We start from the raw sequence: 25,570 nt of genomic DNA, 5'->3' as shown, positions 1-25,570 counted from the left end.
GAGGGGGGGACTGCACAGGGGTGGAGCGGGTCCGGGTCCCGGGGCGTCGGCGCCGAGGGGCCGGAGGTCGGTGGGGATCAGGCGGGGGTCGTCCGGCGGGCGGCGGTGGGGTGGCCGGCCTGTCGGGGTCGGGGTGCCGGGACGGGGCGGGGGGCCGCCTCGGGCCGGGGTGTCGCATCAGCGGGCCGCGGCGGATCGCCCGCGACGGCGAGCAGCTCCTCGTTGCGGTCGATCGAGCGGCCCACGAGGTGCTCCGCGGCCAGCAGCGGGACCGCCGCGCCGAGGAAGGGGACGAGGCCGGGGACGGCGGCGAGGATCCCGCCCCACAGGGCGAGGGCCGCCGCGAGGACGAGGGCCATCGGCGCCTGCGCGAGGGCGAGCGCGGAGGCGCGCCCCAGCACGTCACGGGCGCGCAGGCGGTAGCGCAGCTCGACCGCGGGCACGTGCAGCAGGACCGCGAGCACGAGCAGCGCCCCGATCCCGGCGAGCACCCGCACGGCGAGCGGGACACCGGTCGCGAGCAGCGCCGTGAGCGAGGGCAGCAGGAGCAGGGCGGGCAGCCCCAGCACGAGCTGGGCGCGCAGCCACTGCTCGCGCCACACCCGGGCGGCGCCGCGCAGGGTGATCGGCTCGCCGCGGCGGGCTCGGGCGGCGGCGTCCACGGCGGCGAGGGTCGCCGGTGCCCAGCCCAGGACGATCCCGCCCGCGAGGGCCCCCGCGATCCAGATGCCCTGGATGATCAGCGCGCGCAGCACGAGGTCGGTGCCGGCGCCGAGCGCGTGGACGGCGCGGCCCATTCAGATCGCCTCCACGAGGAGGTCGGAGTACTCCGCGACGAGCGGCGCCATCTGGCGCAGGCCGATCCGGCCGCCGCGGCGCGCGGGGCCGCCGACGCCGCCGTCGTCCGTCCAGCGCAGGCAGACGAGGCCCGCGACCTCGACGGTCAGCTCGGCGCCGCGCCAGGTGAGCTCGATGCGGTGGTCGCCCTCCGCGTCGATCGCGGCGGGCAGCGGGTCCGGGCCCTGGGCGACGAGGTGGAAGCCGTGGCTCTTGCGGACGTTGAGCGTGTGCAGCGCCCGCTCCGAGGGCCACATCCGGCGGTAGTAGGAGAGGTGGTAGGCGTGGATCGCACCGGAGTGGTACTGCTCGTACTCGCCGCTGCGGGTCGGGAGCGCGGGGTCGAGGACGTCCTGCCCGCCGCGGCCGCGGGCGGCCCAGAAGATCATCGCGAGGCCGGGCTCGTGCAGGGGCCGGAAGCTCCATGAGATCCGCACGTCCCCCTCGTGGGTGACGGGCAGCCAGGCAACGAAGTTCGCGGCCTGGCCCTCGCCCGGTTCGGCGCCGCTCTCGAGGCGGAGCCGTCCGGCGGGGAAGGACGTGACGGCGGGCCCCTCGAGGTGCCAGCCGGCGAGGTCGCCCGGCCCGGAGAGGGCCGAGCGGTGGATCGTGGTCGTCATCGCCGGGCTCCCTTCCGGTCCTCGTCCTCGAGTGCGGCGCCCGGCCTCGGGCGCGCCGTCCGGCGTGCGGCTGCGGTGCCGACGCCGTGTGACTGCCGTCATCTTGAATCGTTCCAGGGCGCTCGTCAATCGCTTTCCCGAAACTCGTCCGGGACGCTCGGACGGCCGCGGGGCCCGGGGAGCCGAGTGACCGTTCACCCGCCACGGGCCACCGGCCGCGACCGCCTCCGCCGGCGGGTCCACGCCACCGCCATGACCAGGGAGCATGGGCCCTCGGACCGTTCGCCGATCGCGAGCTGCGGCCGTGCGATCCTGTCACTCGACGACGTCGCCGTTCTCGCGGATGAACGGTCACACGTGATCCGATCGTGATACACCGTGACCGGGGAACCGCATCCCGCGCGCACCCTGTCGAGACCTCCCCCGCGCCCCTCCCCTCGCTCCGGAGCAGCCCATGACCACCGTCCGCCGGCCCACGATCCGCGACGTCGCCCGGCTCGCCGGGGTCTCCCACCAGACCGTCTCCCGCCGCCTCCGCGGCGACCCCACCGTCTCCCCCATGCTCGCCGCCCACATCGACAACGCCGTCGCCCAGCTGGACTACCGGCCGAACCTCGTCGCACGGGCGATGCGCTCCCGGAGCACGGGTCGCCTGGCGATGGTGCTCCCCGTCGGCGATGCGACGAGCTCGCTGCAGCTGCTCAGCGGCGCGTACGAGGCGGCGCAGGCCGCGGGGTTCGCCGTGGAGGTCGTCTCCCTCCCGGCGACGGAGCTGCACGGGAGGCGCGTGGTCGAGCTCGCCGACTCCGGCCTCTACGAGGCCGTGCTCGCCCTGACGGACCTGCCCCCGCAGCACCGGCGCAGCTCGGACGGCGCCCCCATCGTCTCCGCCCCCGTCTACGACGAGCACATGCGCGGCATCGGCCCGCTCTCGGAGGCCTCCCGCATGGCCGAGCTCGTCACCCATCTCGCCGAGCACGGGCACCGCGAGCTCCTCCACCTCACCGGGGAGACCGACCATCCGGCCTCGGTGCGGCGCCGCGAGGCCTTCGAGCGGGCGGTGCGGGAGCTCGACCTGCGCTCGGCGGGCGTCGTGGACTGCCGCTGGGACCCGGCCATCGCGGCGAGCGCCGTGCGCGACCTCCCCCGGGACACCGGCGTCACGGCCGTCCTCGCCGGGAACGACACCCTCGCCGCGGGCGCCGTGCGCGGCGCCGTCGAGCGCGGGTGGTCCGTGCCGGGGGACCTCAGCGTCACCGGCTGGGACACCCAGCCGCTCAGCGCCGCGATGCTGCCGGCGCTGACCTCGGTCGCGATCGATCACCGCCGGCTGGGGGCCGACCTGCTCACCGAGCTGCTGCGCGTCATGGGCGGCGATGCGCCGGAGATGGACCGCCCCTCGATCACGCAGATCGTCTGGCGGGAGTCCACCGGTCCCGCGCGCGACCGGTGACGCGCCGGCACCGCGTCACCGGGACGCCGGCTCCCCGTAGCGCTCGCGCTCGATCCGCTCGAGGCTCTTGCCCCGCGTGTCCGGCGCCCCGATCACGCCGACCAGGAGGGACACCACCAGGAAGGCGATCATGAGGACGCCCACGAACGGGACGCCCCGGGTCTCCAGGAGCACCGGGAAGAAGTAGCTCAGCACGCCCACGAGGATGCGCGCGACGAAGAACAGGACGCCCTGCGCCGTGGCCCGGTACCGGGTCGCGAACATCTCCGCCGTCCACAGCGCATAGAAGGCCTGCGCGCCGATGCCGGCCGAGGCACCCCACAGCACGGCGAAGAGGATGAGCAGCGGCATGGTCACGTGGGCGAAGACGAGCACGAGCCACGCGGCGATGCCGAGCGCGGCGCCGATGCCGTACAGGACGCGGCGGTCCATGCGATCACCCAGCAGCATGAAGCCGACGTAGGTGACGATCACCGTCACCGTCCACAGCAGCACCTGCAGGAGGTTCTGGCTCGCCGGGCTCTCCACGCCCGCCGTGGCGTAGACGCGGGGCATGAAGATCCCCATCTGCCCGGCGACGAGGTTCCACAGCGAGTAGACGCCGACGAGGAACAGCAGCGCCGTGACGTTCCGCCGGTTCGAGAGCAGCTCGCGCACGCCTCGCCGCTGGACGGGCCCGCCGGTGGCGACGGCCTCGTCGTGCCGCCGGCGCTGCGCGGTCCAGATGTCCGACTCGGCGAGGCCGCGCCGGACCCACCAGGTGATGAAGGCGACCACGAAGAGATGGGCGAAGACGATCCGCGAGCCCAGCAGGCCGAGCGGGACCAGCGCGGTCGCGATCGCGAAGACGATCGCCGGACCGAGCGACCAGGCCAGCTGGGCGGTGCCCACGTGGCGGGCGCGCTTCTCGTGCGGCGCCTGCTCGGCGATGTACGTCCACGCGACGGGGACGCCGGCCCCGACGGCGATGCCGGTCAGCACGACGCCGATCACGAGCATCGCGGCGTGGGTCGCGAACACGACGAGCAGCGTCCCGAGCATGTAGAGGACGAGGTCGTAGGTGTAGATGAACTTGCGCCCGTAGCGGTCGCCGAGCGGCCCGCCGATCATGGCGCCGATCGCGGCGCCGAAGGCGTTGGCGGAGATCGCGGCGACGAGGCCGACCATCCAGCTGGAGAAGCCGAAGAACTCCTGCCAGAAGGTCAGGCTGGTGGCGAGGGCGATGATCGAGCCCGCCTCGATGTAGTTGGACATGGCGACGGCGATCGTCGCCTTCCATCCGCGCACGCGTCCGCGCGAGGGTGCTGCGGGGTGAGTGGACATGGGATGCGGTCTCCTTCGACGTGCATCGGGACGGGCGTTCACCGTTCGACGCCACGTCCCCCCTCGGGCGCTTGTCGACCGGCACGACTGATGCTAACGTTTCAATTGAGTCGTTTCAAGGTCACGGGCCGCGCGAACCTCTTCGACGTCGAGGCCAAGGACATCGGCGAAGCCCAGATCGAACTCATGGCCCAGGGCCATCGCCGGGACGCCCCGGCCGCCGCCCCCCGGGCCTGACCCCCGTCCCCGAATCCGCCTCCCCCGGCGCCGAGCCGGGCCCTCCCCAAGGAGCACCATGTCCCCGCTCACCGAGCTTCCCGACGACATCGCGCGCGACCTGCGCGAGTTCACGATCGAGGTCCCCAGCTGGGCCTACGGCAACTCCGGCACCCGCTTCAAGGTGTTCGGCACTCCCGGCACCCCGCGCGACCCCTTCGAGAAGATCGCGGACGCCGCCCAGACCCACGCCATGACCGGCTCCTCGCCGCGCGTGTCCCTGCACCACCCCTGGGACCGGGTCGAGGACACGGCCGCCCTGCGCTCCTACGCCGAGGACCTCGGCGTGCAGCTGGGCATGATCAACTCCAACACCTTCCAGGACGACGAGTACAAGTACGGCTCGCTCACCCACTCCGACCCGGCGGTGCGCCGCCGCGCGATCGACCATCACCTCGAGTGCCTCGCGGTGATGCGGGAGGCCGGCTCCCACGAGCTGAAGATCTGGCTCGCGGACGGCACCAACTACGCGGGTCAGGACTCGATCCGCGCCCGCCAGGACCATCTCGCCAACTCCCTCGCGGAGATCTACGCGGGCCTGCAGGAGGGTGAGCGGATCGTCCTGGAGTACAAGTTCTTCGAGCCGGCGTTCTACCACACGGACGTCCCGGACTGGGGCACGAGCCTGCTGCACTGCCTGGCCCTCGGCGAGCAGGCGATGGTCGTGCTCGACACCGGCCACCACGCGCCGGGCACGAACATCGAGTTCATCGTCGCGCAGCTGCTGCGGCAGGGGCGCCTGGGCGCCTTCGACTTCAACTCCCGCAACTACGCCGACGACGACCTCATCGTGGGCGCCGCGGACCCGTTCCAGCTGTTCCGCATCCTCTTCGAGATCGTGCAGCAGGACGCGCACCGCCCCGCCTCGGGCGTGAACTTCATGCTCGACCAGTGCCACAACCTCGAGTCCAAGATCCAGGGGCAGATCCGCTCCGTGCTCAACGTGCAGGAGACCCTCGCCAAGGCGCTGCTCGTGGACCGCGAGGCGCTCGCGGACGCCCAGGCCCGCTACGACGTGCTCGAGGCGAACGCGATCCTCATGGACGCGTTCTGGACCGACGTGCGGCCCGCGCTGGCCGCCTTCCGCGAGGAGCAGGGCCTGCCCGCGGATCCGTTCGGGGCCTTCCGCGCCTCGGGCTACGAGGAGAAGGTCGCCGCCGAGCGCGTGGGCGGGAACCAGATGGGATGGGGAGCCTGAGCATGAGCACCGCACGTCAGACCGTGGACGCCCTGATCGCGCGATCGAACGCGCTCGGAGCGGATCCGACGACCACCAACTACGCCGGCGGCAACACCTCCGCCAAGGGCACCGACACCGATCCCGTCACCGGGCAGGAGACCGAGCTGCTGTGGGTCAAGGGCTCCGGCGGCGACCTCGGCACCCTCCAGGAGAAGGGCCTCGCCGTGCTGCGCCTGGACCGCGTGCGCGCCCTCGCGGACGTCTACCCGGGCGTCGAGCGGGAGGACGAGATGGTCGCCGCCTTCGACCACTGCCTGTTCGGGAAGGGCGGCGCCGCGCCGAGCATCGACACGGCCATGCACGCCCTCGTCCCTGCCGCGCACGTGGACCACCTCCACCCGGACGCGGGCATCGCGATCGCGACCGCCGCGGACGGCGAGCGCCTCACCCGCGAGATCTTCGGCGAGGCCGTGGTGTGGGTGCCCTGGCGCCGTCCCGGCTTCCAGCTGGGCCTCGACATCGCCGCGATCAAGGAGGCGAACCCCGAGGCCATCGGCTGCATCCTCGGCGGGCACGGGATCACCGCCTGGGGCGACACCTCCGAGGAGGCGCAGGCGAACTCGCTGCGCATCATCCGCGAGGCGCAGGCGCACCTGGACGCCCACGGCGCCGCGGAGCCGTTCGGCCCCGCCGATCCGGGGCGCGCCCCGCTGCCCGACGCGGAGCGGCGGGCCCGGGCCTCCGCCCTCGCCCCCGTGATCCGCGGGCTCGTCTCGACCGACGCCCCGATGATCGGGCACTGGACGGACTCCGAGGACGTCCACGAGTTCCTCGCGGGCGAGAAGCTCGCGCAGCTCGCCGCGCTCGGCACCTCCTGCCCCGACCACTTCCTGCGCACGAAGATCCGCCCGCTCGTGCTGGACCTGCCGTCGGCCGCCGGGGTCGAGGAGCAGATCGCCCGTCTGCAGGAGCTGCACGCCGCCTACCGCGAGGAGTACAGCGCCTACTACGCGCGCCACGCGACCGAGGACTCCCCCGCCCTGCGCGGCGCGGATCCCACGATCGTCCTGGTGCCGGGGGTCGGCATGTTCTCCTTCGGCAAGGACAAGCAGACGGCGCGCGTGGCCGGCGAGTTCTACGTCAACGCCATCCACGTCATGCGCGGCGCGGAGGCCGTCTCGACCTACGCCCCGATCGACGAGGCGGAGAAGTTCCGCATCGAGTACTGGGCGCTCGAGGAGGCGAAGCTGCAGCGCATGCCCGCCGAGAAGCCGCTCGCGCGACGGATCGCGCTCGTCACCGGCGGCGGCTCCGGGATCGGCAAGGCGACCGCGACCCGGCTCGTCGCCGAGGGCGCGTGCGTGGTCATCGCGGATCTGAACCTCGAGAACGCGCAGCAGGTCGCCGAGGAGCTCGGCGGGCCCGACCGCGCCGTCGCCCTGAGCGCCGACGTCTCCGACGAGCAGGCCGTGATCGACGCGGTCGCCGAGGCGGTGCTCGCCTTCGGCGGCCTCGACCTCATCGTCAACAACGCGGGACTGTCGCTGTCCAAGCCGCTGCTGGAGACCACCGCGAAGGACTGGGACCTCCAGCACGACGTCATGGCGCGCGGCAGCTTCCTCGTCTCCCGGGAGACGGCGCGCGTGATGATCGCCCAGGACATGGGCGGGGACATCCTCTACATCTCCTCGAAGAACTCCGTGTTCGCCGGGCCCAACAACATCGCCTACTCGGCGACGAAGGCGGACCAGGCGCACCAGGTGCGGCTGCTCGCGGCGGAGCTCGGCGGGCACCAGATCCGCGTCAACGGCATCAACCCCGACGGCGTGGTGCGCGGCTCCGGCATCTTCGCCGGCGGCTGGGGCGCCTCACGCGCGAAGGTCTACGGCGTCGAGGAGGAGAAGCTCGGCGAGTACTACGCCCAGCGCACGCTGCTCAAGCGCGAGGTGCTGCCGGAGACGGTCGCGAACGCGGTGTTCGCGCTGACCGCCGGGGACCTCTCGCACACGACCGGCCTGCACGTCCCGGTGGACGCCGGCGTCGCGGCCGCGTTCCTGCGATGACCGGCCCCGGCACCACGGCCGACGGGGGCGCCGCCGCGAGCGGCGCCCCCCGGTCGCTGGCGGGCGCATCGGTGGCCGTCGCCGCGGTGGACCTCGGGGCGACCTCGGGCCGGGTCATGCTCGGCCTCGTCGAGGACGGGCGGATCTCGCTGCTGCCCGCGCACCGCTTCGAGAACCGCCTCGAGCAGCGGGACGGGCACCTGAGCTGGGACATCGGCGCGCTCTGGGCGGAGATCCGCCACGGGCTCGCCCAGGCCTCCGTCCTCGCCCGCGACCAGGGCCTGCCCGGACTCTCCTCGATCGGCGTGGACTCCTGGGCGGTGGACTACGGGATCGTCGGGCCGGGCGGCGAGCAGGCCGGCGAGGTGATCGCCTACCGCGACCACCGCACCGACGGCGTGGCCGACGCCCTCGCCGCGCGCGTGCCCCGCGAGCGGCAGTTCGCGCTCACCGGCATCGCGCAGCAGCCCTTCAACACGCTCTACCAGCTCGCCGCGGAGGACCGCCTCACCGGCCTCCCCGCCGGCTCGGGCGTGCTCCTGGTCCCGGACCTCGTCGGCCTGCTGCTCACCGGCGAGCGCCGCACCGAGCGCACGAACGCCTCGACCACCGGGGCGCTGCTCGCCTCCGGGGACGGCTGGGCGAGCGAGCTGCTCGACGCGGCCGGGGTGGACCCGGCGCTGCTCGCCCCGCTCATCGCCCCGGGCGAGCAGCTCGGCACCGTGCGCCCCGGGCTCGCCCGCGAGCTCGGGATCGGCGAGGTGCCGGTGGTCGCCGTCGGCTCCCACGACACCGCCTCCGCGGTGCTCGCCGTCCCCGCCCGCGAGGAGGACGCGCCGGTCGCGTTCATCTCCTCGGGGACCTGGTCGCTGATCGGCCTCGAGCTGCGCGCCCCCGTGCTCGACGAGGCGGCACGGGAGGCCGGGTTCACGAACGAGGGCGGGGTGGACGGCACCGTCCGGTTCCTCAAGAACGTCTCCGGGATGTGGCTGGTCAGCGAGGCGATCCGGCAGTGGGAGGAGGACGGCGCCCGCGTGGAGCTCGAGGGGCTCCTGGCGGCGGCGGCCCATGCGCCCGCTGACCGGTTCCGGATCGACCCCACCGATCCGGCGTTCCTCGCCCCCGGGCGGATGGCGGACCGCGTGCGCGCGGCCGCGACGGTGCTCTCCGGGGACGACCGCTTCCCGTCCACGCCCGCGGAGCTCGTACGCTGCATCCTCGAGTCCCTCGCGGAGACCTACCGCGACGAGCTCACGGCCGCGTGTCGCCTCGCCCGGGCGCCGCTCCCCCGCCGGCTGCACGTGGTGGGCGGCGGCTCCCTCAACGCCCTCCTGAACCAGCTCACCGCCGATGCCCTCGGCGTGGAGGTCGTCGCGGGGCCGATGGAGGCGACCGCGCTCGGGAACGTCGCCGTGCAGGCGCGGGCGCTCGGAGCGATCGGGCAGGAGCCCGGCGGCATCCGTGCCGTCATCCGGGAGAGCACCGAGCTCGAGGTGTTCGCGCCGCGAGGCTGAGGACGTGACAACCGACGAGGGACCACCGAGGGCAGTTGCGCCACTCCGGCTGGGGAGTTCTCTGCGGAGCCAAGCCACTCGAGCAGCAGGAGATCAGGGTTCATCGCCCTGGGCGGTGCGCGCTCGCGCGACCTCCAGGATGCCGCCGCTACGCGTCCGGTGGTGGTGCAGCAGCTTCCACGTCGACGCTCGTGCTCACTTCCAGAGTTCTGTCTCCGACGACGAGCACGAGCACGTCCCCTGACCACGTGCCGCCGCCGGGAACAGGCCGGTAGGTCGCGCGCTCCTGGCGGGCGTGCTGAAGCACGCCCTCGGCGAGCACGGTGTCGTGGTCGCTCACCGTCACAGCTCGCCCGATGAGCGGCCGGATGAGGTCGATCCGCATGCCGGAGAGCGTACGGCTGCGCCCGGCGGCCGGGCCTCTTCGGGACCTACCGGTCGGCTCCCACCACGCCGTGATGGGCGTCAGTCCTGCCCGAGGCGGCGACGCAGGAGGTCTGTGGCGATCTCTGCTCCCTCGGCGCTCTCGTGCGGGGCCGTGCCGAGCAGATCAGCGAGCTCATCGTCTCCGCTGCGGCATGCGTCCTCGAGGTACGTCTGCAGCCGCAGGGCGTTGGAGAGACACTGCACGGTGAACCAGACGAGAACGTCGTTCTCGTCGGCGGTCCGGGTGTTCCCCCCACCGTCGGCCCTATGGCCGGAGCGCGTCATCGTCCGTGCTCCCTCCCACGGGACTGATGCGCGATCAGGGGTCGGCGGGAGCTCGGCCGCCATGATGACGGCCGAGCTCAGAACCCCTCCGCTCCGGCACCGTTCAGGCGCTGGCCGGGAACCGTTCCCAGACCCGATGGCTCTCCAGCAGGGTTCGGACCTCACCGAAGATGACCTGCCCGTCCTCGCCGAGCACGATCCCGGCCCCGCCGGGCGCCGTGCGGGCTTCCAGGGCTGCGCGCCCCTCGCCCCAGGCGCCGATCGCCTTGGCATGGCGCCAGCATTCGTCGATCAGCTTGCCGACGCGGGGCTCTACCTCGCCGGCACCGGGGGCTCCTGCCTTCGGATCGACCGAGGGCCGTGAGTCCGGTGCCGTGAGGGGATTGCCCGCCAGCAGCAGGGCGTCGAGCTCCACGGAGGCGGCGGTGCCGAACGTTCGTCCGACCGGCACGCCCGCCACCTCGCCGCCGCGCGGGGCGATCACGACCGGGGTCATCGAGGCCGCCACGATGGCTTCGTGCAGCGCGAGCAGAGCGGAGCTGTCGCCATCGGGGTCCACCACGATGCCGATCACCCGCCCGTCGGTCGGCCACCGACCACCCAGCTGGGACAGCGGAGCACTGGAGTCCGCCGCGCCGTCGGACTCCTCCCCGACCGGGACCGTCGACGCGGGGGCGGACATCCCGAGTGCCGAGGCGACCCTCGCGCACAGGTCCTCGTCGATGTTCGCCAGGGACTGCAGCTGCCGCTCCCGGATCGTGGTCTCGTAGCATTTGCCGAGCTCGAAGGAGTAGGCGTCGACGATGTGGTCCCGCTCCACCGGCGTCATGCTGCGCCAGAACAGACGAGCCTGGCTGAAGTGGTCCTCGAACGTGGCCGAGAGCGCACGCTCCTTCACGCTCTCCGGCACACGCACCGGGAGGTCCTCGAAGGCACCATCCATCTCGCCCGCCATGAACGGGCACCCGCCGTCCAGCGAGTTCGGGTGGTACGGCGCGACACCGGAGTGGTCGCCCTGCTGACCGTAGCCATCACGCAGCATGTCATTGATAGGCGCATGGGCACGGTTGATCGGCAGCTGGGCGAAGTTCGGCCCGCCCAACCGGGTCAGCTGGGTGTCGACATAGGAGAACAGGCGCACCTGCAGCAGCGGGTCGTCCGTGACGTCGATCCCGGGCACCAGATGGCCCGGGTTGAAGGCGACCTGCTCGGTCTCGGCGAAGTAGTTGCGGGGATTACGGTTCAACGTGAGCCGTCCGATGGGCTGCACCGGCGCGAGCTCCTCGGGGACGAACTTCGTGGGGTCCAGGAGATCGATGCCCTCGAAGCTCTGCTCCTCGTTGTCAGGGAAGACCTGGATGCCGAGCTCCCAGCTGGGATAGGCGCCGGCCTCGATCGCATCGGCGAGGTCCCGACGGTGGAAATCAGGGTCCGCACCGCCGAGGATCTGCGCTTCCTCCCAGGTCAGCGAGTGCACGCCGAGTGCCGGTTTCCAATGGAACTTCACCAGCGACGTCTCCCCGTCGGCGTTCGAGAGCCGGAAGGTGTGGATCCCGAACCCCTCCATCATTCGGTAGGAGCGCGGGATGCCGCGGTCACCCATGGACCACAGCGTGTGATGCTGAGCCTCGGTGTGGAGGGAGACGAAGTCCCAGAAGGTGTCGTGGGCGCTCTGTGCCTGTGGAATCTCCCGGTCCGAGTGCGGCTTCACCGCGTGCACGACATCGGGGAACTTGATGCCGTCCTGGATGAAGAACACCGGGATGTTGTTGCCGACCAGGTCGAAGGTGCCCTCATCGGTGTAGAACTTGGTCGCGAACCCGCGGGTGTCACGCGCGGTGTCCATCGAGCCGCGGGAGCCCACGACGGTCGAGAACCGCGTGAACACCTCGGTGCGCTTGCCCTTCGCGAGGAATCCGGCCCGGCAGACGCTCTCTGCGGTGCCGTAGCCCTCGAACACCCCGTGCGCCGCCGCGCCGCGAGCGTGGACCACTCGCTCCGGGATCCGCTCGTGATCGAAGTGGGTGATCTTCTCGCGCAGGTGATGGTCCTGCAGCAGCACGGGGCCACGCCTGCCGGCCTTGAGCGAATGGTCGGTGTCGCGCAGTCGGGCGCCCTGCGAGGTGGTCAGGAACTCGCCCTGCTGCGCGGTGGTGGCCTCGTCCGGGCTGGGTTCGGCGCCGGTGGGCGTTCGGGGCTGGACGCCCTGCTGATCCGGCTTCGGAGAGAGCGGCGCGGTGGGCTCCGTCGGTTCCTCGAGCGACGGGGGTTCGCTGTTCGGGCGACCGGGGGCTGGTGTGGGTGCGTGCTCGGTGGATGCCATGACGTGCTTCCTCCTCAGGGACGGACGTACCGCGTGTGATGCCCCTCACCGTACGGCGGCACCCATCGGAGGAGAAGTCGTGCCCTCTCTGACCACAGCCGGAACACGCGAACCGACCGGTTCGTCTGCCGCAGCCGGGGAGGGGCCTCCTCGTCGCGTGCACATCGGACGATCACCGACATATCCGTTGCCGGACTCACCGGGGGCCCGGAACTGACCTTCCGTGCGCCGAGCATCGCGATGACCGCGACGGACGACCGCGTCCCTCAGCCCCGCGTCGACTCCCGCTCCACGAGCGAGGGCCGGAAGCTCACGTGGCGGCGCGGCGCGTCCGCCTCGGCGATCTCCTCCTCGAGGAGCGCGAGGGCCGTGCGTCCCATGAGCTCCGCGGGCTGGGAGACGGAGGTCAGCGGCACCACGGTGGAGCGGGCGAAGGCGATGTCGTCGTAGCCGACGATCGCGATCTGCTCCGGCACGGCGATCTGGTGGCGGAACGCGAAGGCCTGGAGCACGCCGACGGCGAGCAGGTCGTTCACGCAGAACACGGCGTCGGGCCGCTCGGCGACGCTGCGGGCGACGATCGCCTCGCCGACGGTGCGGCCCGCGAGGACGGTGAGGTCCTCCGCCTCGATCACCTCGACCTCCACCCCGGCCTCGGCGGCGGCCCGCTGGGCGCCGCGCAGTCGGTCCGCGACCTGCCGCAGGTCCTGACGGGAGACGATCACGCCGATCCGGCGCCGGCCGATGCCCGCGAGGTGGCGCACGGCGATCTCGCCCCCGGCGACGTCGTCCACGCTCACGGAGGAGCCGCCCTCGGTCTCCCGCTCCACGAGCACCACGGGGGTGCCGCGGCCGCGGATCGCCTCGATGAGCTCGGTGGTGCCGCCGGTGGAGGCGAGCAGGATGCCGCGCGCCCGCTGCTCCTCGAACAGCTGGAGGTAGAGCCGCTCGCGCCGTTCGCGGTTGCCGGAGCTGCCGGAGATCACGGCGAGGCCCGAGGCCTCCGCGGCGGCTTCGATCCCGCCCACGAGCTGGGTGTAGAAGGGGTTGCCGGAGTCGAGGACGACCGCGCCGACGGTGCGGGAGCGGCCGAGCTTGAGCTGGCGGGCGGCGTCGTTGCGCACGTAGCCGAGCTCCGCGATCGCCTGCTCGACCCGCTCGCGGCGGTCCGGGGAGACGACGTCGGGCCGGTTGAGGACGTTGGAGACGGTGCCCACGGAGACCCTCGCCGCGGCCGCGACGTCCTTCATGCTCACCAGGCGCCCGGAGGCCATGCCTCTCCCCTCGTCGTGCCGGTCGGGACCGCTTCCCGCCTGCGGTGACTGTATCGTGCGGCGGCCCGCGCTCAGCCGAGCGCGCCGGACGCCTCCTGGAGCACGGAGCTCGCGGCGTCGGCCGCCTCGACGCGTCCGAAGAGCACGTCCTCCATCCCCCGCTGGAGGACGTCGCCGACTGCGCTGCCGCCGGGCGGCGTGATCGAGGGCTGCTCGCCGAGCTCCTCCGCGATCGCCTCGATGAAGTCCGCGGCCTTGAGATCGGCCTCGGTGAGCTCGGGGAGGATCGCCTCGCGCACGTCGAGGTTCGCGGGGACCCCGCGCTCGGCGAGCAGGATCCTCCCCGCCTCCTCGCTGTTGACCAGCCAGTCCACGAGGGCGACGGCGGCCTCCTGCTGTCCGGAGCGGGCGGAGACGGCGAAGTACATGGAGGCCTTGTACCAGAGCTGGGCCTGGTCGGCGGCGCTGGCGAGGGAGGGCATGCGCAGCACCGTCACGGCGCCGTCGAGCGAGGCGTCGAAGGTGACGACCTGGTTGGACCACTGCGACTGGAGGCCGCACTTCCCGGTCGCGAAGAGGGTCTGGTCGACGGCCTGCCCGGCCTCCTCGACGGCGACGTCCGCGGGCGGCGCGGCCTTCGTGTCCTGCAGGCGGAGGGCGAGCTCGAACCAGGCCAGGAGGTGCTCCTCGGTGAAGCCGAGCGCGTTGCCGTCGAACTTCTGCGCCCCCTGCTGGCGCAGGTGCACGGAGAAGGTGGGGTCACCGGCGATGCCGAGCTGCTGGACGCCGTAGGTGCCCTCCTCGGTGCCCTCGGTGATGCGCGTGGCGATGTCGACGAGGTCGTCCCAGGTCCACGTGGTGTCGTCGGGGAGGTCCACGCCGGCGGCCCCGAAGACGGCGGGGTTCGCGAGCAGCACGGGGGCGTTGATGCCGGCGTTGACGGCGACGAGGGATCCCTCGACCTTCCCGGCGTCCAGGGCAGTGGGGTCGAAGCCGTCGGTCGCGAGGGCGCTGTCGCCGAGGTCCGCGAGGATGCCGCGGGAGCTGTACTCGGCGAGGTAGCCCTCGTCCATCTGGAGCACGTCGGGCACGTCGCCGCCGGCGACCTGGGTGGCGAGCTTGTCCCAGTAGCTGCTCCAGTCGGTGGTCTCGGGGCTCACGGCGGCGCCGTCGTGGGCGGCGCCGTAGGTCTCGAGGGCGGTCTTCGTGAGCTCGTCGCGCTTGGCGTTGCCCCACCAGGCGAAGCGGAGCGCGGCTGCGTCGGAGGCGCCGGAGCCGCCGGGGGCGTTGGGGCCGCAGGCGGCGAGACCGCCCAGCAGCAGGGAGGCGGTGAGGATGCTGCGGCGGGGAGCGCGGGGGCTGCGCATGGGGGCGATCTCCTTCGATCGGTGTCACTGCGCGGCGAGCGTAGGCCGCAGGGCTTGAAACGTGCAAGCGCTATCCCGCTGCCGTGGACACCTGGGCCGGTGCGATGCGCGGACCACCAGGCGAAATCACCCCTGGATTCGTTGAGTCGTTTCATCTAGAGTCGATCGCGCAGCACCGGACCCACCCGCCTCACCCGCAACACCGAACCCGATGACGAGGATCGACGTGACCCCCTCCCCCACCGCGACCACCCCCGCGACGCCCTCCACCACGGCGGGTCCCGACACCGCCGCCCGCTCCCTCGAGACGGCGACCGCCATCACCGCCGCCGGGACCGACGGCCGCACCCCCGTGCTCGCCACCCGCTTCACCGCCGGCGCCGACGCCGCGGGCTCCGGCGCCCCCGCGATCGCGCGCGCCGAGCTGATCGCCACCGCCCACGGCGTGTACGAGGCCCGGATCGACGGACGCCCCGTGAGCTCCTCCGTGCTCGACCCGGGCTGGACCGTCTACGAGTCCCGTCTGCAGGTCCAGCGCTTCGACGTCACCGAGCTGCTGCGCCCCGGCACTGAGCAGGAGCTCGCGGTGACCCTGGGCCGCGGCTGGTGGAACGGAGACCTCGGCTTCGAGAACGCCCACGCGAACTACGGCGACCAGCAGGCGCTGCTCGCCTCCCTCGAGATCACCTTCGCAGACGGCACGGTCCAGCGCATCGACACGGACGCTTCGTGGACCGCGACGGACTCCCCCATCACCTTCGCGACCCTCTACGACGGCCAGCGCGAGGACCGCCGCCTCACCCCGGGCGACCCCCGGCCCGTCGAGACCGCACAGATCGACCGCGGCACCCTCATCGAGCAGGCCTCGCCGCTGATCGTCCGCCACGAGTCCCGCCGGCCCGAGAAGATCTGGACCTCGCCGTCGGGGAGGACGCTGCTGGACTTCGGCCAGAACCTCGTGGGCTGGCTGCGCTTCACGGTCACCGGACCCGCGGGCACCGAGATCACCCTGCGCCACGCGGAGGTGCTCGAGCACGACGAGCTCGGCACCCGCCCGCTGCGCGCCGCCGAGGCCACGGACCGGATCGTCCTCGCGGGCAACCCTGCCGGGGAGACCTTCGAGCCCACCCTCACCTTCCACGGCTTCCGCTACGCGGAGATCACCGGCTGGCCCGGGGAGCTCGCGCCGGAGGACGTCGAGGCGGTCGTCGTCGGCTCCGACCTCCGTCGCACCGGCTGGTTCGAGTCCTCCCACGCGGGCGTGAACCAGCTGATCAGCAACTCGATCTGGTCCCAGCGCGGCAACTTCCTCGCCGTCCCCACGGACTGCCCGCAGCGCGACGAGCGCCTGGGCTGGACCGGTGACATCGCCGCCTTCGCGGCGACCGCCGCCTACCAGTTCGACGTGCAGGACTTCCTGCACAACTGGCTGCTGGACCTGCGCGCGGAGACCGCCGCGAACCCCGACGGCTGGGTCCCCTTCGTCATCCCGGACCTGCTCAAGCTCGCCTCCTTCCCGAAGGAGGCCGACGTCGAGGCGGCGGAGGCCTGGAAGGGCGCGACCGCTATCTGGGGCGACGCCGCCGTGTGGGTCGCGCAGGCGCTCTGGACCGCCTACGGCGATCTCGACCAGCTGCGCGGCCAGTACCCCGGCATGGTGCTGCATCTGGAGTCCGTGGAGAAGGCGCTGTCCCCGAGCGGGCTCTGGGACCAGGGCTTCCAGTTCGGCGACTGGCTGGACCCGGACGCCCCGCCGGAGGACGCGGCCGCCGCGAAGGCGGACAGGTACGTCGTCGCGACCGCGTGCCTCGTGCGCTCGGCCCGCTTCGCCGCGGAGGCCGCCGCGCTGATCGGCGAGGAGGCCGGCGCCCGCCGCTGGCAGGAGCTCGCGGACCGCACCCTCGCGGCATTCACCGAGGCATACGTGCAGGAGGACGGCACGATCACCTCGGACTGCGCGACCGTCTACGCGCTCGCGATCGCCTTCGACCTCCTCGATCCCGCCACCCGGGAGAAGGCCGCCGCGCGCCTCGTCGAGGTGGTCCGCGCCGCGGAGTACAAGGTCTCCACGGGCTTCGCGGGCACCCCCTTCGTCACCTGGGCGCTCTCGGAGACCGGCCACACGGAGGACGCGTTCCGCCTGCTGCTCGAGGAGGGCTGCCCCTCGTGGCTGTACCCCGTCTCGATGGGCGCGACGACGATCTGGGAGCGCTGGGACTCGATGCTGCCGGACGGCACCATCAACCCCGGCGAGATGACGAGCTTCAACCACTACGCCCTCGGCGCGGTCGCGGACTGGATCTACCAGGTCGTCCTCGGCATCCGCCCGGCGGCCCCCGGCCACGCGGAGGTGCTGCTGCAGCCCACTCCGGGCCCGGGCATCGACTGGGCGACGGGCGCGTACGACTCGGCCCACGGCCGGATCGAGGTCGAGTGGTCCGCGGCCGAGGGCGGCTTCTCCCTCGCGGCGACGATACCCGCGGGCGTGCCGGCGCGGGTCGTGCTGCCGGACGGCTCCGAGCAGCAGGTCGTCGGCACCGGGGAGCGGGTCACGCTCGCCTGAGCAGGTAGGGAGGGCGCCCATCGGCGCCGGGTCTCAGTCCCCGGCCCGGCGGGCGCGGCCCGTGGAGCCGCGGGCCACGAAGGCGGATTCGAAGCGCCAGGTGAGACCGTCCTGGTGGGCGGCCGGGTCCTCGACGAGCGCGTCGATCGCCGCCGCGCCCATCTCCCGCCGCGGCACCCGGATGGTGCTGAGCGGAGGGTCCGTGACGGCGGCGAACTCGATGTCGTCCCAGCCCACGATGCTGATGTCCTGCGGGACGCGGAACCCGGACTCGCGCAGCGCGGCGAGCAGTCCGATCGCCATGACGTCGTTGTAGACGAGCACCGCGCCCAGCTCGAGCACGAGCACGCTCTCCGCGGCGGCGCGCCCGCCCTCGACGGTGGGCGCGAAGTGGCCGACGTCGACGACCTCGACGTCGAGCTCGTCCGCCGCGCGGGCGATGGTCCGACGGCGGCGTCCCTCGGACCAGCTGCGGGCGGGACCGCCGACGACCCCGATCCGCCGGTGCTCGAGCGAGCGCAGGTGCCGCAGGGCGCCGCGCACGCCGCTCAGCGCGTTCGGGGCGACGGCCTCGAGATAGGTGTGGGTGCGGTTGACCAGCGCGATCCGGGTGAGCCGGGCGGCGGCGTCGAGCTCCTTGGCGCCCATCCGCGGGGAGCACAGCAGGATGCCGTCGACCTGCGGGGCGAGGGTGCGCACGAGCGGCAGCTCCCCCTCGGGGGTCTCCTCGGCGTCGGCGAGCAGGAGCTGCACGCCGTGGTGGCGGGCGCGCTCCTGGGCGCCCTTGAGCAGCGCGGGGTAGAAGGGGTTCAGGAGGTCGGGGACGACGACGCCGAGCACGCCGGTGCGGCCCGTGATGAGCGTGCGGGCGCTGCGGTTGGGGCTGTAGCCGAGCTCGTCGACGGCCTGCTGGACCCGCTCGCGGGTGGCGGTGCTGACCATGGCGGGCTTCTGCAGCGCCCGGGAGGCGGTCGCCACCGAGACGTCCGCCCGGGCGGCCACGTCGCGCAGGGTGATGCCCACCGCGCCTCCTCTCCTGGGCCCGTCGTCCCGGGTCCCGACTCCGCCGGGTCGCCGTCCAGCGGGACCTCGTCGCCGCCGGTGCGGACCGGGCGGAGCCCCATCGTGCGGTGCGGGGCCCCAGGAATGCAACTGTTTCACCGCCGCTGACCCGGAAACCTGGCGGGAGAACGCTTGTCGGGCAGGCGTCCGTATGCAATCGTTTGCAGCATGGCGGGCGGCATCGGCCCCCGCCCTCCGCTCCCCCGATCGGGAGCACGGAACGCTCGAGGAGGAGCCCCGTGGTACGACCGCTGACCCTGCACCCCCACCGCGCCCTGCCCGCGGATCCCGCTGTGCGCGCGATCGCCGTGCGCATCCTCGAGCAGACGGCCCCGCTGCCGCTGATCTGCATGCACGGCCATGTCGAGGCGGAGGCCTTCGCGCGTGACACGCCCTTCGCGGACCCGGCCCAGCTGCTCATCGTCCCCGACCACTACGTGACCCGCATGCTCGCCTCCCAGGGGATCGACCTCGCGGACCTCGGCGTTCCGCGCACGGACGGCGGCGCGGTCGAGACCGACTCCCGCACCATCTGGCGCCGCTTCTGCGAGAACTGGCACCTCTACCGCGGCACCCCGTCCCGCTACTGGCTCGAGCACGAGCTCGTCGAGGTGTTCGGGGTCGACGAGGCGCCGTCGGCCGACTCCGCCGACCGCCTCTACGACCGCATCGCCGAGACCGTCGCCGATCCCGCCTTCCGGCCCCAGCAGCTGCTGGACCGCTTCGGCATCGAGATCATCTCGACGACCGACCCGGCCTCCTCGGACCTCTCCCACCACGCCTCCCTCGCCGAGCAGGGCCTCGGCGAGCGGGTCGTCCCGACCTTCCGCCCCGACGCCGCGCTCATGATCGGCCGCGACGGCTGGGCGCAGGAGGTCGAGGCCCTCGGCGCCGCGGCGGGCGAGGAGATCAGCGACCTCGCCGGCCTCCTCGACGCCCTGCGGATCCAGCGGCGGCGCTTCGTCGCCGCCGGGGCGCGCGCCACCGACCACGGCCACCTCAGCGCCGCCGCCGCACCGATGGACGAGGCGGCCGCCGCGGCGCTCGTGGCCTCCGCCCTCGCCGGCACCGTGCCCACACCGGAGGAGGCCGCCGCCTTCGAGGCGCACATGCTGCTGCAGATGGCGGCGATGAGCTGCGAGGACGGCCTCGTCATGCAGCTGCACCCGGGTGTGCTGCGCGACCACGCGAGCGGGATCCTCGCGCGCCACGGCCGCGACAAGGGCTACGACATCCCCGTCGCGACCGAGTACACGCGATCGCTGCGCCCCCTGCTCGAGCGGTTCGGCCACGACCCGCGCTTCCACCTCGTGCTCTTCACGGTGGACGAGACCGTCTTCTCCCGCGAGATCGCGCCGCTCGCCGGGGCCTACCCCTCGGTGCGCTACGGCGCGCCCTGGTGGTTCCTGGACTCGCCCGACGGCATGCGCCGCTTCCGCGAGGCCGCGACGGAGACCGCGGGCTTCTACAACTCCTCCGGCTTCGTGGACGACACCCGCGCCTTCGCCTCGATCCCCGCGCGCCACGACCTCGCCCGCCGCATCGACGCCGGCTACCTCGCCCGCCTCGTCGCCGAGCACCGCCTCGAGGAGGACGAGGCCACGCAGACCGCGATCGACCTCGTCACCACGATCCCCCGCGCGGCCTACCCGCCCCTCGCCCGCTGAGGGGGCGCGGTCAGCCGCGGCGGAGGACCGGCACAGCGCCGAGGCCGAGGGCGACCCCGTCGAGCATCCGCGGCAGCTCCTGCTGCTGGAACCGCTCCCCGTAGGCCTCGTGCGCGGAGACGATCTCCTGCGCCGCGGCCTGCGCGGTCACCGGATCCGCTGCCGCAGGGGCGGTGGTGCCGCGCACCTCGAGCCGCAGGGTGCTCGTCCCCTCCCGGAGGCGGCCGGTGAGGTCCAGGCGGAACGGCGCGCGCCACAGCAGGCCGGCCCCCTCCCCGTCCACGCTCACCGCGGCGATCTCCCGCACGGGCGGGGCGTGCAGGGCCCGGTAGCCGCTGCCGGCACCGTCCGCCGGGAGCACCGTGCCCGGGCCGAGGTCCAGCACGAGCGGCCCGCGGGCCTGCTCCGCCTCGAGGGTGACGGTGCGCTCGTAGGAGAGCCAGGGCAGCGCCGCGGCATCCTCCCCCGGGATCAGGTGCGGCAGCGTGACGGGTCGCGGGTCCTGCCCCGGCGCGTGGAGGGTCCAGGGCCCGTCGAGCGGGAGCACCGTACCGGCGGGCTCCACGGCCCCGTCGGACTTCGCGGTCCCGACGGGCTCCGTCGTGGCATCGGGGCCGGTCACGGCGAGGTCCGGGTCGTCGGTCGCGAGGAGCAGGAGCGCCTGGTAGGGGTGCAGCTCGAGTGTCCCGCCAGTAGTGGGGAGCGCGCGGCGCTCCCCCGTATCCGGGTCCACGAGCAGCAGGGCTGCGCGCGGCTCGCGCACCGCGAGCTCGATCGTGCGCAGCTGCGGGCCGGTGTTCGCGAGCAGGAACAGGTCGCCGTCGGCCAGCCGCCGGCGCAGCACGCCCACCTCGCCGCCGGAGCCGGTGAGCGTGAGCGGCGGCGGCATCACCGATCGCAGCGCGGCCTCGAACCCGTCCTCCGTGATCGGAGCGGAGCCGGGAGACGACTCCGCGGACGGAGCCGCGGTGGTCATCCGTGCACCGGCCGGCGAAGTGACGGTCGGATGTGCGGCGCCGCCCACGGCGATCACGTGGCCGCCCGCCTCGCGCACCCGGTCCAGCCAGGCGGCGGTCGCGGCGGGCAGGCGGGTCACGTGCGGGAGCACCACGATCGGATAGGCGGCCGGGTCGAGCCCGGCGCTCCCCTGCTCGCCGGCGAGCGCGTCGTCGTCGACGAGGTCGAGGTCGTAGCCCGCGCGGCGGATCGTCTCGGGGATCGCCGGCCCCACGTGGTCGCGGCAGGCGCGCCACAGGTCGTGGCCGGCGCCGTGGGCGGCGCGCACGTCGCCGTAGGGGAGGTAGAGGGCGACGTCGGCCCCTGGCTCCCCGCGGCGCAGCACGGCGCTGAGGCGCGTCAGGTGCGCCATGAGCTCCGGCATCGCGGGCCACCAGGCGTTGCGGTCGTCCAGCGCGCCGGCGGCGTAGAACGTCCAGCCGAGCCCCGCGGCGTCCGGCGCGGTGTAGGGCCAGCCGTGGCCCACGAGGTGATTGATGCCGAGCAGCAGGTGCTCGTGCGCCTCGCCGAGGAGGTCCAACGGTGCGGCGCGGAAGGAGGGCGAGTGCACCCAGGTCCACACCTCGCTCGAGACCACGTCGCGGCCGTCGAGGTGCGCCGCGGAGGACGCCCAGCGGGTCTGCGTCATCCCCGTCCAGCCGGCACCCTCGCCCTCGATGAGGTGCACGCCGCGCTGGGCGGAGAGCGTGATCGGCGGCTCCCCGTAGCCCTGCAGGCGGAACCGGGTGCCGTGCTCCTCCGCCCAGTCCCGGCAGGTCGCCATGAAGCCCTCCGCGACGAGCTCGGAGAGGGTCAGGCCGTAGTCCTCGCGCAGCTGCTCCGCGCCCTCGCCGCCCACGTGCAGCAGCGGGAGGCGCTCCAGCAGGTCGTAGCCGCGGCGCTCCGCGAAGTGCGCGGGCAGGCCGGCGGTCCATCCGGCCTCGTACACCTCGAGGCTGTCGCTGAACACGGAGCCGAGGAGCTCAGCGGGCACCGCCTCGAGGATCGCGCCGCCCACCACGTCGAGGTGGTGGCGCACGGCCTGTGCGCTCAGGTGGTCCACGACGGGCCCCTCGCTGCCGGCCGCGGCGCGCTTGACCTGCTGCCCGGTCACCTCGGACCACGCGAGCAGCACGGTGCGCGGGCCGCGCCCGGCGGGGAGGACGAGCGGACCCTCGTCCGGGACCTCGATCCGCTGCCAGGCCGAGGGCGGCAGGCCGTCGCCGAGGTGCACGGCGATGAGCTCGCCCTCCGGCCAGCGCGGGGTGAGGTCCACGGCGAGGGGCTGCGGGCCCAGGTCGCGGCGCTCCCAGCGGATCCGCCGCGAGGCGTGCTCGGGGCCCACGTGCGCCCCGCCGTAGGACCATCCGCTGCCGAGCGTCACGTCGCAGCGCAGGCCGCGCGCCCGGGCGGCCTCCGCGGCGAACCGGAGGTGGCCCTGCACCTCCGGGGAGAGGTAGTCCGGGGCGCCCGGGCGCAGCGGGTAGACGAGCGCGATCTCCACCCCGCCGATCCCCGCCGCGGCCATCGCGTCGAGCTCCCGCTCGAGCTCCCCGCGGTCCACGTCGGGTCCGAACCACCACCAGCGCATCATCGGCCGGGCGGCGGGATCGGGGCGGGCGAGGTCGGCGAGCACCTGTGCGGTGGTCATGGATCTCCAGGATCGGCGGGGCGGGGACGTGCTGGCGGGGAGGGCCGCCCTCAGGCGGAGGGCGGGGTCCAGCTGCTGACGGCGTCGGCGCGGGCCCAGGGCACCGCCCCGTCCCCGTCGAGCTCGCTGAAGGGACGGCCCTCGTCGAGGGAGCGCAGCAGCACCGCCTCGATGTCGTCGACGACGGGGTGCGCGGCCTCCCCCTCGCCCTCCCAGGTCACGCCCGCCTCGATGGGCAGCGGATCGGGGACGGACTGGATCGCCTCGAGCACCGCGGAGAACGCGCCGGAGTCCTCGAGCGGGCTGATGAGCGCCACCGAGCGGTCCCGCACGTGCGCGAGCAGGTTCTGCACGAGATCCGTGCGGGCGTACTCGCTGCGGGTCACGGTGCCCGCCGCGTCGACCCGCTCGGAGCGGTCCGCCGTGTACCAGAGCCGCACGCGGCCCTTCTCGGCGAGCACCTCGACCCACGGGTCCGAGGAGTCGGGGGCGACGGTCGTGAGCGCGGCGAGGACGGGCGGGCCGTCGCCGGCGGGGGCGACCCGCAGGAAGGTCGTGTCGTCGGCCTCGATGTCGTGGGCGCGGCGCAGCTCGGTGGTCACGCCGGCCACGTCCTCGATCCGGCGCAGCCCCGCGATCGCGAGGGCCGCGTGCACGGAGTGGGCGAGGGGGTTGGTGGCGACGCCGTCGGCCACACGCCGGCCGTCGAGGCGGCGCCGGCCGGCCCAGCGGGAGCGGTGGTAGTAGGCGCGGTCGCGCACCCAGGCGCCGTAGGCGCGCACCGCGGTGACCTTCCCCAGCGTCGCGGCGCGGACGATCTCGCGGAGCTCGTCGATGCCGGCGCCGCCGCGGGCCTGGAAGCCCACCTGGATCGTGCGGTGCGCGGCGTCGGCCGCCTCCGCGAGCATCCCGAGGTCCGTGAGCGCGGGGACGGGCGGCTTCTCGAGGTAGACGTGGCTGCCGGCGGCGAGCGCCTCGAGGGCGAGCGGCACGTGCGTGTCGATCGGGGTCGCGATGATGACGACCTCGGGGCGCCGCTCCTCGCCGAGCGCCGCGAGCAGGCCGCCGAGCGTGGGGTGGTGGATGGCGGCGAGCTCCGCGGGCGGCTCGGCGACGTCGACGACGCCCACGAGCTCCGCGAGCCCCTCCCCCACGAGGCGGTCGAGGTTCACCAGGTGGTGGGCGCCGAAACCGCGGGTGCCGACGAGAGCGACCCGCACGGGCGCCGCCCCGGCCGTCCCCTCCTCGGTCGTGACGGGCGCGCCGGCCGTGCGGACGCTCATCGTGCCGCTCCTGCCGGGGCGGGCTCGCGCGAGAGGTCGAGGCCCAGGAACGCGGCGACGTCCACCGGGGCGCCGGTCGCGAGGGACTCGTTGCCGCAGATCCCCACGCTGATCGCGCGCAGGCCGTCGGTGTGGTCGGAGGGCCGGCCCAGGCCGCCGGCCTCCTCCTCGGTGGGGCCGACGAACACGTCCCGCAGGAGCAGGGCGTCGCCGCCGCCGTGGCCGCCCACGCCCTCGGGGATCTCGACCTCGCGGGCGGGTGCGAAGTGGTGCTGGACGACGAGGCGCTCGCCGCGCTCGCGCACGCCGGAGTCCTCCGTGGTGACGGCGACGGCGCTCGGGTCGACGTGGGCACGGCCGTCCTCGTCCTTCGCGACGACCTCGGCCCGCTCGACGACCTCGAGCTCGGCGCGGCCGCGGGTGCCGTTGACCGCGACCCGGTAGCCCTCCCAGGGGCTGTGCGCGTTCAGGGCGTAGGTGAGGACGGGCCCGCCCGCGTAGTCGACGATCGCGGTGAGGTTGTCCTCGGCGGTGATGCCCTGGTCGAACACGGAGCGGTCGCGCTGGTAGCCGTCGTGCTTCTCGGCCTCGAGGTACAGGGCCTCGAGCCGCTCGTCGGAGCGGAGGTCCAGCTCGAAGGGGTCGTGCGGGCCGTCGTGGGTGCCGCGCTCGGGGAGGGCGGCCTGGCCGCGCTCGGCGGCCGCGTCGGCCCCGTAGAAGCGCAGCCCGCCGCGGGCGTAGACCCGCGCGGGGACGTCGGCGATCCACCAGTTGACGAGGTCGAAGTGATGCGCCGCCTTGTGGATGAACAGGCCGCCGCTGTTGGTCTTGTCGCGGTGCCAGCGACGGAAGTAGTCCGCGCCGTGCTGCGTGTCCAGCACCCACTCGAAGACCACGGAGACCACGTCGCCGATCTCGCCCGAGGCGATGACCTGCTTGAGCGCCGTGTTGCGGGGGCTGTAGCGGTAGTTGAAGGTGACGACCACGCTGCGGCCGGTGCGGTCGATCGCCTCCTGGATCGCGCGGGCCGAGGGGGCGTCGATCGTCAGGGGCTTCTCGACGACGACGTCGGCCCCGGCGTCGAGGGCCCGCACCACGTGCTCGGCGTGGAGGCGGTCCACGCTCGTGACGATCACGCGGTCCACCGCGAGATCGGTGATGACCTGCTCGAGCTCGTCCGGCCCCGCGAGGCGCACATCGGCGAAGGCGGGGACGCGGTCACGGTGGAACTCGCGCCGGGCGGGGTTCACGTCGAGCAGGGCGACCAGCTCGGCGACGTCGGCGTGGGGGCCAGCGATCGCGTCGAGGTACATCTGGGCGCGATGGCCGGATCCGATGAGGGCGTAGCGGGTACGCATGGGGCTTCTTCCCTGGGTCGCGGGGCGGGGGTGCGGGGTGGCGGACGGG

General features: G+C 73.7%; 19 protein-coding genes. 7 read left to right on the top strand and 12 right to left on the bottom strand.

The window, feature by feature from the left end; genetic code table 11:
• Window positions 1–77: 77 nt before the first annotated feature.
• Entirely contained in the window at window positions 78–797 is a 720-nt protein-coding gene (locus tag ABD080_RS06130) for a DUF624 domain-containing protein (protein ID WP_343904017.1), read from the bottom strand.
• A complete protein-coding gene (locus tag ABD080_RS06125; RefSeq protein ID WP_343904015.1) occupies window positions 798–1,457 on the bottom strand; it encodes a DUF1961 family protein in 660 nt (219 codons plus the stop codon).
• 454 nt (window positions 1,458–1,911) lie between these two features.
• Between ABD080_RS06125 and ABD080_RS06120 the strand changes: the two genes are divergently transcribed.
• Window positions 1,912–2,910 carry a LacI family DNA-binding transcriptional regulator gene (locus ABD080_RS06120; RefSeq protein ID WP_343904013.1) on the top strand — a complete coding sequence of 333 codons (999 nt, stop codon included), beginning with the start codon at window positions 1,912–1,914 and terminating at the stop codon, window positions 2,908–2,910.
• 15 nt (window positions 2,911–2,925) lie between these two features.
• Here the strand turns inward: ABD080_RS06120 and ABD080_RS06115 are convergent, their stop codons facing one another.
• Window positions 2,926–4,233 carry an MFS transporter gene (locus tag ABD080_RS06115; RefSeq protein WP_343904011.1) on the bottom strand — a complete coding sequence of 436 codons (1,308 nt, stop codon included), beginning with the start codon at window positions 4,231–4,233 and terminating at the stop codon, window positions 2,926–2,928.
• A 105-nt stretch (window positions 4,234–4,338) separates the two neighbouring features.
• On the opposite strand from ABD080_RS06115, the gene ABD080_RS06110 reads away from it, so the two are divergent.
• From ABD080_RS06110 to ABD080_RS06095, 4 genes are read left to right on the top strand one after another with little or no spacing between them, the layout of a single operon-like run.
• Window positions 4,339–4,470 carry a hypothetical protein gene (locus ABD080_RS06110; protein WP_343904010.1) on the top strand — a complete coding sequence of 44 codons (132 nt, stop codon included), beginning with the start codon at window positions 4,339–4,341 and terminating at the stop codon, window positions 4,468–4,470.
• Between the two features lie 58 nt (window positions 4,471–4,528).
• Window positions 4,529–5,707: an L-rhamnose isomerase gene (gene rhaI / locus ABD080_RS06105; RefSeq protein WP_343904009.1), complete on the top strand. Its 1,179-nt coding sequence runs from the start codon at window positions 4,529–4,531 to the stop codon at window positions 5,705–5,707.
• 2 nt (window positions 5,708–5,709) lie between these two features.
• Window positions 5,710–7,752 carry a bifunctional aldolase/short-chain dehydrogenase gene (locus tag ABD080_RS06100; protein ID WP_377827279.1) on the top strand — a complete coding sequence of 681 codons (2,043 nt, stop codon included), beginning with the start codon at window positions 5,710–5,712 and terminating at the stop codon, window positions 7,750–7,752.
• Complete coding sequence (locus ABD080_RS06095) at window positions 7,749–9,266, top strand: rhamnulokinase (RefSeq protein ID WP_343904007.1); 1,518 nt, start codon at window positions 7,749–7,751, stop codon at window positions 9,264–9,266. The genes ABD080_RS06100 and ABD080_RS06095 overlap by 4 nt, the downstream gene beginning before the upstream one ends.
• A 148-nt stretch (window positions 9,267–9,414) precedes the next feature.
• Here ABD080_RS06095 and ABD080_RS06090 read toward each other — a convergent pair whose 3' ends face one another.
• The 5 genes from ABD080_RS06090 to ABD080_RS06070 all read right to left on the bottom strand — a co-directional run bounded on the left by ABD080_RS06090 (window position 9,415) and on the right by ABD080_RS06070 (window position 14,941).
• Window positions 9,415–9,651 (bottom strand): hypothetical protein, encoded by a 237-nt coding sequence (locus ABD080_RS06090; protein WP_137769617.1) that lies wholly within the window; start codon window positions 9,649–9,651, stop codon window positions 9,415–9,417.
• Window positions 9,652–9,731: 80 nt separating this feature from the next.
• Complete coding sequence (locus tag ABD080_RS06085) at window positions 9,732–9,977, bottom strand: hypothetical protein (protein ID WP_343904005.1); 246 nt, start codon at window positions 9,975–9,977, stop codon at window positions 9,732–9,734.
• Between the two features lie 103 nt (window positions 9,978–10,080).
• A complete protein-coding gene (locus tag ABD080_RS06080; RefSeq protein ID WP_343904004.1) occupies window positions 10,081–12,300 on the bottom strand; it encodes a catalase in 2,220 nt (739 codons plus the stop codon).
• A 266-nt stretch (window positions 12,301–12,566) separates the two neighbouring features.
• Window positions 12,567–13,574, bottom strand: a complete 1,008-nt coding sequence (locus ABD080_RS06075; protein ID WP_343904003.1) for a LacI family DNA-binding transcriptional regulator — start codon at window positions 13,572–13,574, stop codon at window positions 12,567–12,569.
• A 71-nt stretch (window positions 13,575–13,645) separates the two neighbouring features.
• Complete coding sequence (locus tag ABD080_RS06070) at window positions 13,646–14,941, bottom strand: ABC transporter substrate-binding protein (RefSeq protein ID WP_343904002.1); 1,296 nt, start codon at window positions 14,939–14,941, stop codon at window positions 13,646–13,648.
• A 226-nt stretch (window positions 14,942–15,167) separates the two neighbouring features.
• Between ABD080_RS06070 and ABD080_RS06065 the strand changes: the two genes are divergently transcribed.
• On the top strand, window positions 15,168–17,504 hold the full coding sequence (locus ABD080_RS06065) for a family 78 glycoside hydrolase catalytic domain (RefSeq protein ID WP_343904001.1): 2,337 nt from the start codon (window positions 15,168–15,170) through the stop codon (window positions 17,502–17,504).
• Window positions 17,505–17,537: 33 nt separating this feature from the next.
• Here ABD080_RS06065 and ABD080_RS06060 read toward each other — a convergent pair whose 3' ends face one another.
• A complete protein-coding gene (locus ABD080_RS06060; RefSeq protein ID WP_343904000.1) occupies window positions 17,538–18,527 on the bottom strand; it encodes a LacI family DNA-binding transcriptional regulator in 990 nt (329 codons plus the stop codon).
• 278 nt (window positions 18,528–18,805) lie between these two features.
• Between ABD080_RS06060 and uxaC the strand changes: the two genes are divergently transcribed.
• The gene (gene uxaC / locus ABD080_RS06055; protein ID WP_343903999.1) at window positions 18,806–20,233 is read left to right on the top strand and encodes a glucuronate isomerase; all 1,428 of its coding nucleotides are present in this window, start codon (window positions 18,806–18,808) and stop codon (window positions 20,231–20,233) included.
• 10 nt (window positions 20,234–20,243) lie between these two features.
• Here uxaC and ABD080_RS06050 read toward each other — a convergent pair whose 3' ends face one another.
• From ABD080_RS06050 to ABD080_RS06040, 3 genes are read right to left on the bottom strand one after another with little or no spacing between them, the layout of a single operon-like run.
• Window positions 20,244–22,880, bottom strand: a complete 2,637-nt coding sequence (locus ABD080_RS06050) for a glycosyl hydrolase (RefSeq protein WP_343903998.1) — start codon at window positions 22,878–22,880, stop codon at window positions 20,244–20,246.
• Between the two features lie 50 nt (window positions 22,881–22,930).
• Entirely contained in the window at window positions 22,931–24,163 is a 1,233-nt protein-coding gene (locus tag ABD080_RS06045) for a Gfo/Idh/MocA family protein (RefSeq protein WP_137769603.1), read from the bottom strand.
• Complete coding sequence (locus tag ABD080_RS06040; RefSeq protein WP_137769602.1) at window positions 24,160–25,521, bottom strand: Gfo/Idh/MocA family protein; 1,362 nt, start codon at window positions 25,519–25,521, stop codon at window positions 24,160–24,162. The genes ABD080_RS06045 and ABD080_RS06040 overlap by 4 nt, the downstream gene beginning before the upstream one ends.
• Between the last annotated feature and the right edge of the window lie 49 nt (window positions 25,522–25,570).

Source organism: Brachybacterium rhamnosum (genome assembly GCF_039526185.1).
Classification (GTDB): Bacteria; Actinomycetota; Actinomycetes; order Actinomycetales; family Dermabacteraceae; genus Brachybacterium; species Brachybacterium rhamnosum.
Note: the sequence above shows the minus strand (reverse complement) of the source record. Positions and strands in the feature narration are given on the sequence as shown.